Origin of the sequence: Streptococcus sp., from assembly GCF_041802885.1 — a bacterium.
In the GTDB taxonomy this organism is placed as follows: Bacteria; Bacillota; Bacilli; order Lactobacillales; family Streptococcaceae; genus Streptococcus.
Window position 1 is genome coordinate 40158 of record NZ_JBHCHN010000040.1, and the last position, 11208, is coordinate 51365.

Sequence of the window (11208 nt, forward strand, 5' to 3'; positions counted from 1 at the left end):
CGTATAATGAGAAGACTGATTTAAAGGAGATAAGATGTACTTATTAAGAAAATTAGCTTGGTTTTTCAAATTGGAAAAGCGGCGCTACTTAACTGGAATCGTTGCACTTGGCTTAGTCAGTGTTTTTAATTTGATTCCACCTCGTGTCATGGGGGAGGTCATCGATAAAATTGACAGTCAGGTTCTCACGACACCTGAATTATTTATCAATGTTCTCTACCTGGTCCTATCTGGTTTGGCCATGTATGGCTTGCGCTATGTGTGGCGCATGTATATTTTTGGGACGGCCAACCATCTGGGACAGATTTTGCGCTATCGGCTCTTTGAGCATTTTACCCGCATGTCGCCTTCTTTTTTTCAACGCTTTCGGACGGGGGACTTGATGGCCCATGCCACCAATGATATCAATGCCCTGGTCATGACGGCGGGTGGGGGTGTCATGTCGGCAGTAGACGCCTCACTGACAGCCATTGTGACCCTCTTTATCATGTTTGTCGTGCTGGATTGGCGGCTGACCTTGATTGCCATCTTGCCCCTGCCCTTTATGGCTATGGGAACCAGTGCCTTGGGTCGTCGCAATCATGCAGCCTTTAAGTCCTCCCAAGAGGCCTTTTCAAAGCTCAACAACCATGTGCAAGAGGCAGTCTCAGGTATCAAGGTGACCAAGTCCTTTGGCTATCAGGAAGCAGAAGTAGAGGCTTTTGCTCAGACCAATCAAGATGTTTTTGAAAAAAATATGAGGGCCGCCAAATTCAATGCCCTCTTTGATCCGATGACTGTGACCTTCGTTGGTCTATCCTATGTTTTGACCCTTCTTGTGGGCGGCCTTTTCATTTCCAGAGGGGAATTGACAATCGGTGAGCTGGTGACTTTTGTCACCTATCTGGACATGCTGGTTTGGCCCCTGCAGGCCATGGGTTTCCTTTTCAATGTCATTCAGCGGGGCTCGGTTTCCTATGAGCGGATTGATAGCCTCCTAGCCCAGGAATCAGATATTGTGGAAGCTGCACATCCTCTGCCGAGTATTCAAAATGGGGACCTGGTCTATGCCATCAACCATTTTTCTTACGACCAGCAAGAAACCTTGTCTCAGATCTATTTTTCTCTGAAAAAGGGGCAGACCTTGGGCATCGTTGGACCGACGGGTTCTGGGAAAACGACCCTGCTCAAGCTCCTTTTGCGGGAGCGGGATGTGGATGCGGGTTCTATCTCCCTTGATGGGCATGATATTCGCCAGTATCGACTCAAGGATCTTCGCAGTCTCATGGGCTATGTGCCCCAGGACCAAATCCTCTTCGCCATGTCCATTCGGGATAATATCCGCTTTGCCAATCCAGATATTTCGGATGACTTGGTGAAAAAAGCCGCCCAACTTTGCGGTGTCTATGAGGACATTGAGGCCATGCCAGAGGGATTTGACACCATTATCGGAGAGCGGGGTGTTTCCCTATCTGGCGGTCAAAAGCAGCGGATTGCCATGAGTCGGGCCTTAGCGGCCAATCCAGATATCTTGATTCTGGATGATTCTCTTTCCGCGGTTGATGCCAAAACAGAGCACCATATCGTGGAAAATCTGAAGCAGGAACGGCAGGGCAAAACCACCATCATCACTGCCCATCGGCTTTCGGCCATTGTCCATGCTGATCTGATTTTGGTTATGGATAAGGGGACCATCAAGGAGGCTGGAACTCACCAAGAATTGATGGACTTGGGAGGCTGGTACTATGAGACCTACCAATCCCAGCAATTAACAGAACGGTTGACAGCCAGTTTGGAAGGAGGGAAGTCATGAAAAAATCTGTCTTCATGCGGTTGATGGGCTACCTCTTCCGCTATAAATGGTGGACGCTGACGGCTCTTGCCTTCATTCTCCTGACCACCCTGACCAGGACTGCCATTCCTCTGGTGGCCCGTTACTATATTGACCACTTTGTCAGCAATCAGGCCGCCCAATCAGGACTTTTCCTGCTACTGGGCTATTACCTGCTCTTTTTGATGCGGGTCCTCTTTACCTATCTGGGAAGCTATACTTTCTCCCGAGTGGCATACAGCATCGTCCGCGATATGCGGCAGGAAACCTTTGCCAACATCCAAAAGCTGGGGATGGCTTATTTTGACAAAACGCCTGCCGGCTCCATCGTGTCTCGGATTACCAATGATACTCAGGCTGTGGCTGATATGTTTGGGACGGTCTTTGCTAGTTTTATTTCTTCTTTCTTCATTTTTACAGCCACCCTTATCACCATGCTCCAGCTCAACTGGCAGCTGACCCTCTTTATCCTGCCTTTCTTGCCCGTCATCTGGGGTTCCATTTGGCTCTATCGCAAGCTATCCAATCACTTGGTCATGATGACCAGAAGCAAGCTCAGCGATATCAATGTCAAGTTATCCGAGTCCATTGAGGGCATGCGGATTATCCAGGCTTTCCGTCAGGAGGAACGCCTGATTGGGGAATTTGAGGCTATCAACCAAGAACATCTGGACTATGCCAATCGCTCGGTCAATATCAATTCCCTCTTTTTGCGGCCAGCTATGTCGGTGCTCAAGGTTCTGGCCTATGCGGTGATTTTGACCTTCTTTGGCCTAAATTGGCAGTCAGCTACTTTTACAGCCGGTCTCATGTATGCCTTTATCCAGTACATCAACCAACTCTTTGACCCCTTGATTGAAGTTACGCAGAATTTTGCGACCCTGCAGACGTCCATGGTTTCCGCTGAGCGGGTCTTTGCTATGATGGACCAAAGGGCCTATGAACCGATGCAAGCCTCATCTGATTTGGAAGTGAGTCAGGGCAGGATAGAGTTTCGCCAGGTCAGCTTTTCCTATGATGGGAAAACAGATGTCCTGAAGGATATTTCTTTCCAAGTGCAGGCTGGGGAAACCATCGCCTTTGTCGGCCATACTGGCTCTGGCAAATCCTCCATCATCAATCTCTTTATGCGCTTTTATGAATTTGATCGGGGGCAGATTTTGATTGATGGGGTGGATATTCGGGAATATAGCCAGCCAGCTCTGAGAAAGGCTATCGGTCTGGTGTTACAGGATCCTTTCCTCTACCATGGTACCATCGAGTCCAATATCCGGATGTACCAGGATTATCTGACCAGGGCTGATGTCCAGGCGGCAGCGGAATTTGTTGATGCGGATGCCTTTATCTCTGAATTGCCTGATGGCTATGACCAGGCTGTGACCGAGCGGGGCTCCACCCTCTCATCTGGCCAGCGCCAGCTCATCGCCTTTGCCAGAACGGTCGCTGCCAAGCCTAAAATTTTGATTTTGGACGAGGCAACTGCCAATATCGACTCAGAAACGGAAGAGGTCATCCAGCATTCCCTCAAGAAGATGCGAAAGGGCCGGACCACCATTGCCATCGCCCACCGCCTCTCGACCATTCAGGATGCAGACTGCATCTATGTCCTAGACAAGGGCCGTATCATCGAATCTGGCACCCACGACCAACTCCTGGCCCTCGAAGGCACCTACCAAAAAATGTACCAATTGCAAGCTGGGCAGCTGCAACAAACATAAAAAGCAAGGAGATGGGGGAAATCAGGACTGATAATCTTTAATTTTTGCATAAAAATAGTGTGGAACACTTGTGCCACACTATTTTTCTATATACTCTCCAATCTTATTTAATTGTCCCTGCAACTCCTCCCCATAGGCCAAGATGAGGTAGACCTGCCTGTCTGTCTCAACCAGCTCGAAGGGGATGGAACTGTGCTTGAGAGAAGCGGTCAGCTGATCAGGTTGTAATTCTAAAATCAGTTTTTCTCGGCTAATCTGATAGGGACAGTTTAGTTTAGCTGATTCAAGGAGTTTTCTCATCTCTTCTGCTTGTTGAAAATGCCGATTTTTCAAGTGCTGGGTGTTGCGGGCAAACATGCCATTGTCAATGTAGAGGGAGAGGGCCTTTTGCATAATCAGGTTGGTGTCATAGTCAATCAGACTTTTTTCCTCCAAAAAGGCTTGGACTAGAGAAGGAGGCAGAACCACGCAACCGATCCGCAGGGCTGGAAAGAGGGTGGTAGTGAAGGATTTGAGGTAGATGACTCGGTTTTCCGTGTCCAGATAATGAAAGGGGACAGTCCTGCTGCTATCAAAATCTGCCAGATAATCATCCTCGACGATATAGACTTGATAGGTCTGAGCCAGGCGGACAATCTCCTTTTTTTCCTCCAAGGTATAAGAAGTCCCAAGTGGGTTGTGGAGGCGGGGAATGGTGTAGAAGAAGGCAATCTGGCCGGTCTTGAAAATCCGCTCTAACTCGGCCAAATCAAGGTCAGCAAAGGTCCGCTCAATGCTGACAAAGGGCAGATTCTGTTTTTCTACCAAAGCCTTCATGCGGTCATAGGTCGGACTTTCCAGCAAAATCTTTTTCCCCTTACTGCCAAAATCCATCTTAGAGAGGATGTAGAGGGCCTGCTGGGTACCTGCTGTGATGACCAGTTGGTCCTGTTTACAGTAGACATCATAATCCATGAGCAGCTGATGGCTGGAGGCAATCAGGTCCTCCAGGCCTTCTTGCTGGTGGTAGTAGTTGAAGAGGTAATTTTCACGGCCAATCAGGCTCTCATTGAGGCAAATCCGAAAATCTTCATAGGGGAGCTGTTGGAAATCAGCAGGATTGAGGTCAAGCATCTCCTCCTGAAAATCCTTGTCCTCCAAGATATAGTAGCCACTTTTTTCCACAGCATAGATGGCATTTTGGTACTTGAGCTCCAGCATGGCCTTTTGGACCGTATCCTTGCTGCACTGGTATTTGTCGCTGAGTTTGCGAATCGAAGGCAGCTTTTGCCCCCGCTTAAAGTCCCCCTTCTCGATGCCCGTCAGGATATCCTGGATGATGGTTTTGTACTTATTCATCTCTTTTTCTTTCAATATAAAGCCCATCCGGATGCAGGACATGGTCCAGAATAGCCTGGGCGACACCGGATTCCTCATTGCTTGCCGTCACAAAGTCAGCCATTTCCTTGACCGCATCGTTGGCATTGCCCATGGCGATGGACAGGCCAGCAAATTCCAGCATTTCCAGGTCATTGTTGCCATCCCCGATGGCCATGACTTCCGTAGCCGAAATGCCCAAATCCTGGGCCAAATCAGCCAGAGCTTTTGCTTTGCTGACGCCCATGGGAAGGGCTTCAAAGGCATAGTCGAGGCTGCGAACCGTGTTAAATTCCTGGGCCAGCAGGTCTTCAAAATGGGCCTGAAAGGCATCCAAGATAGGAGTCTCTCCCATAAAAATGGGAACCAGAACGGGAATCTTTTGGCGTTTGAAGCTGGCCAAGTCTGTATGGAAAATCTTGGAAAATTCGATTTCAGAGTCCTTCCTAGCCTGGGCATTGATTTCCTGACCCAGGATATAGTTGGCTTCTGGTGTGAAGAGGACCAGATTGAGCTGGGGAAAGTCGGCCAGAAGGGCTTCTAAGGCATCCAGTCGGTCCGACTCCACCCCCTCGATGCGCAAGAATTGCCAGTCCTTGCTGGACATGGTCAGGCAGCCATTGTTGCCGATGACATATTCTTCTTCGGTCAGGCTGAGCTGATTAAAATAGGGCAGGATGCCAGACTTGGGCCGACCAGTGCAGAGGACAATTTTGATGCCGGCCTGGGCAGCTTCCTGCAAAGCAGCCTTGTTCTTTGCTGAAATTTCCTTATTATCATCTAAAAGGGTGCCATCCATATCGATGGCAATCAGTTTTATCATAGGATTTCTTCACTTTCTCATCTGTCTGGGGACAGTTAGTTTACCTCATTTTAGCTTATTTTATAGGAAAAAGCAATGTTAAAAAGACTTGGAAAACAAGTCTTTCAAATCATATAAAAGATAATGGCGATATACTGAAGAGCGCTGGCCAGGATGATGAAAAAGTGCCAGATCATGTGGAAATAGGGCTTTTTCTTGGCATAGAAGAGGGCGCCCACAGTATAGGAGAGACCGCCTGCCAACATGAGGAGCCAGAAGGCCAGGCCAGTGTGTTGGACAATGGCTGGAAAGATGAAGACCACCAACCAGCCCATGACCAGATAGAGGATGAGGCTAAATTTTTCATTGACATTCTTGGCAAAAATCTTATAAAGAATGCCAAAGATAGTGGTTCCCCACTGGATGATGAGAATGAGATAGCCAATCCAGTTGTTCATAATGGCCAGAACCACTGGCGTATAGCTGCCCGCGATGGCGATGTAAATCATGCTGTGGTCAATGATGCGCAGGATATACTTGTGGGTTGAGCCATAGGACATGGAGTGGTAGATGGTAGAGGAGAGAAACATGAGAAAGAGGCTGATGACAAAGACCGAGGCCCCAAAAGCCTGGAGGGCGCCGTGGAGGGTGTAGGTGTGGATGGCCGTATAGGGCAAAAGTATCAGCATCCCAAAGGCCGCAACGGCATGGGTGACCGCATTTCCCACCTCTTCACCGAAAGAGAGTTGCTTGGATAGTTTAAAGCTCTTGCTCATCTGATGCTACCTCCTTTAAATGGTCAACCAGGTCCATGGCTTCCTTGTAGGACAAAATGGCCTGGCAGGCCTTGACAATCAGGTCTGGGGTCTGCTCACTAGATCTCCCTTCCAGACAGTCGATGAAGGCGTCATAGAGAAGGGAAGCCTCAGCTTCCTGATAATGCAGCTCAATCATCTGGGCGATGTCAGAGATGGCAAAGACGGATTTGCAGATGGTCAGGACGATCAGGCGGGCAATCTGCTTTCTGCCGTATTTCTTTTTATGGGGCTTGGGCAGGTAGCCATGTTTGACATAATTGTTGATCATGGCGGCCGTCAGGGGCTTTTCATTCTGGCTGAGCAGGCCCGCTGTTTCTTGGTTGACATAGAGGAGAACCTGGTCCAAGTAGAGGTCCAGGCTGGGCAGTTGGTCCCATTTGGCTAAAGACATCATTATCCCTACCTTTTAATCTAGTTTTAATAACTAGATGATAACATCTTCTTAAATCATTGTCAAGAAAAAAGGGGATGTGGTAAAATGAGACTATGAAAATCTTGATCCCCAATGCCAAAGAACTCAATACCAATTTGGAAAGCCAGTCCTTTCAAGGCCTTACTAGGGCCAGCCAAGAAATTTTGACCGTCATCAGCCAGATGAAGCTGGAAGACTTGGCGAACTTTTATCAGCTCAGGCTGGATAAGGCTCAGCTGGAGTTGGACCGCTGGCAACGCATTGCCAATGGTCAGGCTAGGCTCTATCCGGCCTGGCAACTCTATGATGGTCTCATGTACCGTTACATGAGCCGGCGGGATTTGTACCCAGCAGAAGTGGCATATTTGGAAGAACATGTCTTTATCGCAACAGGCTTTTATGGGGCCATCAATGTTTTTGATTGGATCGCTCCCCATCGGCTCGATTTTCAAGGCTCCTTGAAGATTGGCCAGACCAGCCTCAAGCAGTTTTGGCGCCAGCAATATGACCAGCTGGTTCAGGATGATGAGCTGATCATCTCCCTCCTTTCTTCGGAGTTTGAGGCTGTTTTTTCACCAGCCATTCAAAAGAAAATGACCAAGATTACCTTCATGGAGGACAAGGATGGCCAGCTCAAGATTCATTCGACCATTTCCAAGAAAGGTCGTGGCCGCCTGGTATCTGAAATGTCTAGACAGCAGGTAATGAGTTTGGAAGCTCTGAAATGTTTGCAGCCAGATGGCTTTGTCTATCGGGAGGATTTGTCTACAGAGCATGAAATCGTGTTTGTGAAGACAATTTAGCTAGGCTTGGAGCAATCCTGGCCTTTTATGATTGAAAAAATCTGAGGCAATTTTGTGGCAAGAGAGAGAGTCAGACTGTTTTTGCTGGAAATTGTGATATGATGAGAAGAGAAAATGGTGAAGGAGAAAGTTGATGGTCAAGGTTTATATTGCAGATGATGAGAAAAATATCCGAGAGCTCTTAGGAACATTTTTGAGCAAGGAAGATATTGCTGTCGAACTTTTTGAAACGGGAGACCAGCTCTTGCTGCGTTTTATGGAAGAAGAGGCAGATGTGGTCGTGCTAGATGTCATGATGCCTGGAACGGATGGCTTTGGCACAGCCGCAGCGATTCGCAAACGTTCAGATGTGCCCATTATTCTCTTGACTGCACGCGATAGCGATAGAGATTTTGTAGAAGGTTTTTCCTCCGGAGCGGATGACTATTTCACCAAACCTTTTTCGCCTATCCAGCTGACACTACGGATTAAGGCTATCTTGTCTCGGAAAATCAAGGAGATTTCTCCAGCGGATACCCTCAGTTTTCAGGGGCTTCAGTTATCAGATAAGGACCGTGCTGCTTATTTTCAGGGACAAGCCATCAAATTGACCAATACAGAGTTCGAATTGTTGAAACTCCTCATGCAACATCAGGATAAGGCCCTTTCACGCGACGAACTTTTGTCCCAGGTTTGGGGTTACGAGAGTGATGTGGAGACACGGGTGACAGATGATACTATTAAACGCTTACGAAAGAAACTAAGGCAGGTAGAAAGTGATGTTCAAATTGAAACAGTTTGGGGCTACGGCTTCAAGTTGGCTAAAAAAACTTAATCCCTACAGAAAAGATGGTTCTAAAAGCTTAAAGGCAACCCTTTTTGTTCAACCCTTAGCCATCATCTTCTTATCATTAGGACTGATATTACTGATTTTTAATCTAAGTCTGAGAACCTTTGTCAATGATGAGGTCAATACAGCTGTCCAACATCGCTATGACCAACTGGACAAGCTCTATCTGGGTCAAACGGTTGAAGACAACCAGCATGATAGTATCTTTTCAACAAGCTATGTGATTGTCGATGAACAGTTCAAAACTCTCTATATTTCAGCCAGTCAAGATGACATTTCAGCCTCCAGTATTTCTAATCAGGTGGTCAATTACTTCACAGAGCATGATGAGGACTGGGAATTATTGGACGAGGCAGAGGAGGAGGAACTGGAAATTGAGGAACCTGAGTCAGGAAGTCAGCCAGTCTTTGTTCCTCTGAATGGCCGAAATTATGCAGTCAAAATCCAGGAATATGAAGGGCGGTTAGAGGACTATTATGTCCGTCAGTCGGAATCTTCTGAACAGACCTATTATATCTTGGTTTTTGCCAATATTAGCCCTGTTCAGAAATTTTCAGCCTTGGTCAATTGGATTTTGACAGGCTTGACTCTGGTCATCGGGCTCCTGGCCAGTGGTCTGATTTTCCTGACTTCGCGCAAACTAGATGATGCCTTTTTCAGCTTGAAAACCTATATCTCCAAGGTTGGGCAACGGGAGCAAAATTTAGTATTAGAAAGACTGCCTTACGATGAGCTGAATCAAGTTGGCCAGTCCGTCGAGACGATGAACCACATGATTGATGCCAACCAGCGCAGCCAAAAGATTTTTTTCCAAAATGCTTCGCATGAACTTCGGACACCGCTCATGTCTATCCAAGGCTATGCGGAAGCTATTGGAGAGGGAGTTGTCACAGATCCTCAGGCTGCCGCAGCTATCATTCAGGAAGAAAGCGCAAAGATGAAGCAGCTGGTAGATGATATCTTAACCCTTGCCAGGGTGGAAGATTTCCAGCAAGCTCTGGAAGTGGAAGATTTATCCCTGTCTGACCTCCTCTATGATGTTAGTTGGCGTCTCAAACCAAAGGCAGATTTGGCTGATCTGCAGTTCGTTCATCATTTTCAAGACTCAAAAAATCAGATTCAAGCAGATGAAGCTCTGCTGGAGCGCGCTATTTCTAATATTCTCCACAATGCTTTGCGTTTTGCCCGAAAGACTATCACCTTGACGACCAAGCAGGTGAAAGATGGCTTTGAAATTCGCCTGAGCAATGACGGACAACCTATTAGCCCAGAAGATATGGAGCATGTTTTCGAACGTTTCCACAAGGGAAAAAATGGCAATTTCGGTATCGGTCTGGCCATGACCAAGGAAATTATCGAGCGCCACGGTGGCTCTATTTCTGTCCAATCAGATGAGGCAGCAACTACCTTTATCATCTTTCTTCCAACTGTGCAGAAATGAGGCAAAAGAAATGTCTCCGTTTGCCACCATTTTGCCACACTTTTACACCAAAAAAACCGAGAAATCTGTCTCGGTTTTTTATATACTAGGTTCATAAAGAAAAATAAACAAAAAGGAGTTTTCCAAATGGAACTAACAAACAAAGTGAAAAAAATCATCATCGGTGGTCTTGCTGGCTCAGCAATTTTAATTGCCGGAGGAATCTATGCTTACCAACATGTAGGTTACAGCCTGTCGGTAGCAGAAGCGCAAGAAATCGCCTTTGAAAATGCAGGAGTGAGTCCGTCAGACATCACCTTTAAGGAAGTGGACAGGGACCGTGAGGACGGTAAAGCAACTTACGATATCGACTTTACAACAGCTGATGGGGACTACAGTTACACCATTGATGCTCAAACAGGTTCAATCCTAGACCGCGATTTTGATGAAAATGGCTTCGCCACTAAATCCTCTACCAACACAAGCCAATCCAGCGATAAAGCATCACTTGCCAGTCAATCAGCTGCAACAACCGCTCCAGTGACCCCTAAAGTTTCAGAGAACCAAGCCAAGGAAATCGCCCTAAAAGATGCAGGTTTGGCGGAAACTGCTGTTTCCAATCTCACGGTAAAACTTGATGAGGATGATGGGCAAGTACACTATGATGTGGATTTTGATGATATGGCCCAAAAATTGGACTATGATTATCAAATAGATGCTGAGACAGGAGCTATTCTAGAGAAGTCTAGTGAGACTTTGGATAACAATTAGGAAGTGTCTATCTTAAAAAAGCAAGAGCAAACTCAATTAACTTGCCTTGCTGACCCTAGATTGGTCTCTGATTATTTTCCTAATCCAATTTTGATTTTCATTGAAAATAAAAAAGAGAGTGGGACAGAAATCGGTAATTTCGAAGAAATTCGATTTCGTCAACAAGTCTTTATTTCCAGTTGTTGACCTAAAACGGTCTATCCCCAGACCTTGAATGATGCGAGCTGACTACGGTCAGCCTATATCTCCCACTTCAAAAGGTCTCCCAGACCTTTTGAACTCCCACCTCCGCACAGCTCCAAAGGTTTGGGGAACCTTTGGAGGTTGGAAATGGAGCGAACACCGTTCGCATCAATCGTATAGGGCTGTAAAAGCTGATTTATCAGCGCATTTTGACACAAACTCCGTTTGTTTCATTTCCGACCTCTAACAATCTCCCAGATTGTTAGAGCCCACTCAACCACTGCGC

Annotated in this window: 10 protein-coding genes; 6 read left to right on the forward strand and 4 right to left on the reverse strand. The window is 46.9% G+C overall.

Annotated elements, in window-relative coordinates:
- Positions 1-34: 34 nt before the first annotated feature.
- Positions 35-1792: an ABC transporter ATP-binding protein gene (locus ACEYCN_RS05660; RefSeq protein WP_373713325.1), complete on the forward strand. Its 1758-nt coding sequence runs from the start codon at positions 35-37 to the stop codon at positions 1790-1792.
- Positions 1789-3528 carry an ABC transporter ATP-binding protein gene (locus ACEYCN_RS05665; protein WP_373713326.1) on the forward strand — a complete coding sequence of 580 codons (1740 nt, stop codon included), beginning with the start codon at positions 1789-1791 and terminating at the stop codon, positions 3526-3528. Before ACEYCN_RS05660 ends, ACEYCN_RS05665 begins: the two co-directional genes overlap by 4 nt.
- Before the next feature lie 78 nt (positions 3529-3606).
- Here ACEYCN_RS05665 and ACEYCN_RS05670 read toward each other — a convergent pair whose 3' ends face one another.
- The 4 genes from ACEYCN_RS05670 to ACEYCN_RS05685 form a co-directional block, all read right to left on the reverse strand.
- Positions 3607-4866, reverse strand: coding sequence for a PLP-dependent aminotransferase family protein (locus tag ACEYCN_RS05670; protein ID WP_373713327.1), 1260 nt, complete (start codon positions 4864-4866; stop codon positions 3607-3609).
- A complete protein-coding gene (locus ACEYCN_RS05675; RefSeq protein WP_373713328.1) occupies positions 4859-5707 on the reverse strand; it encodes a Cof-type HAD-IIB family hydrolase in 849 nt (282 codons plus the stop codon). Before ACEYCN_RS05675 ends, ACEYCN_RS05670 begins: the two co-directional genes overlap by 8 nt.
- Before the next feature lie 104 nt (positions 5708-5811).
- Entirely contained in the window at positions 5812-6462 is a 651-nt protein-coding gene (locus ACEYCN_RS05680) for a hemolysin III family protein (protein ID WP_373713329.1), read from the reverse strand.
- The gene (locus tag ACEYCN_RS05685) at positions 6446-6895 is read right to left on the reverse strand and encodes a DUF1836 domain-containing protein (RefSeq protein ID WP_373713330.1); all 450 of its coding nucleotides are present in this window, start codon (positions 6893-6895) and stop codon (positions 6446-6448) included. The genes ACEYCN_RS05680 and ACEYCN_RS05685 overlap by 17 nt, the downstream gene beginning before the upstream one ends.
- A 95-nt stretch (positions 6896-6990) precedes the next feature.
- On the opposite strand from ACEYCN_RS05685, the gene yaaA reads away from it, so the two are divergent.
- The 4 genes from yaaA (at position 6991) to ACEYCN_RS05705 (ending at position 10739) form a co-directional block, all read left to right on the forward strand.
- The gene (gene yaaA / locus ACEYCN_RS05690; protein WP_373713331.1) at positions 6991-7719 is read left to right on the forward strand and encodes a peroxide stress protein YaaA; all 729 of its coding nucleotides are present in this window, start codon (positions 6991-6993) and stop codon (positions 7717-7719) included.
- A 133-nt stretch (positions 7720-7852) separates the two neighbouring features.
- Positions 7853-8533: a response regulator transcription factor gene (locus ACEYCN_RS05695; RefSeq protein WP_373713332.1), complete on the forward strand. Its 681-nt coding sequence runs from the start codon at positions 7853-7855 to the stop codon at positions 8531-8533.
- On the forward strand, positions 8478-9989 hold the full coding sequence (locus ACEYCN_RS05700; protein ID WP_373713333.1) for a sensor histidine kinase: 1512 nt from the start codon (positions 8478-8480) through the stop codon (positions 9987-9989). Before ACEYCN_RS05695 ends, ACEYCN_RS05700 begins: the two co-directional genes overlap by 56 nt.
- Positions 9990-10115: 126 nt before the next feature.
- Positions 10116-10739 carry a PepSY domain-containing protein gene (locus ACEYCN_RS05705; RefSeq protein ID WP_373713334.1) on the forward strand — a complete coding sequence of 208 codons (624 nt, stop codon included), beginning with the start codon at positions 10116-10118 and terminating at the stop codon, positions 10737-10739.
- The last annotated feature ends 469 nt before the right edge of the window (positions 10740-11208 follow it).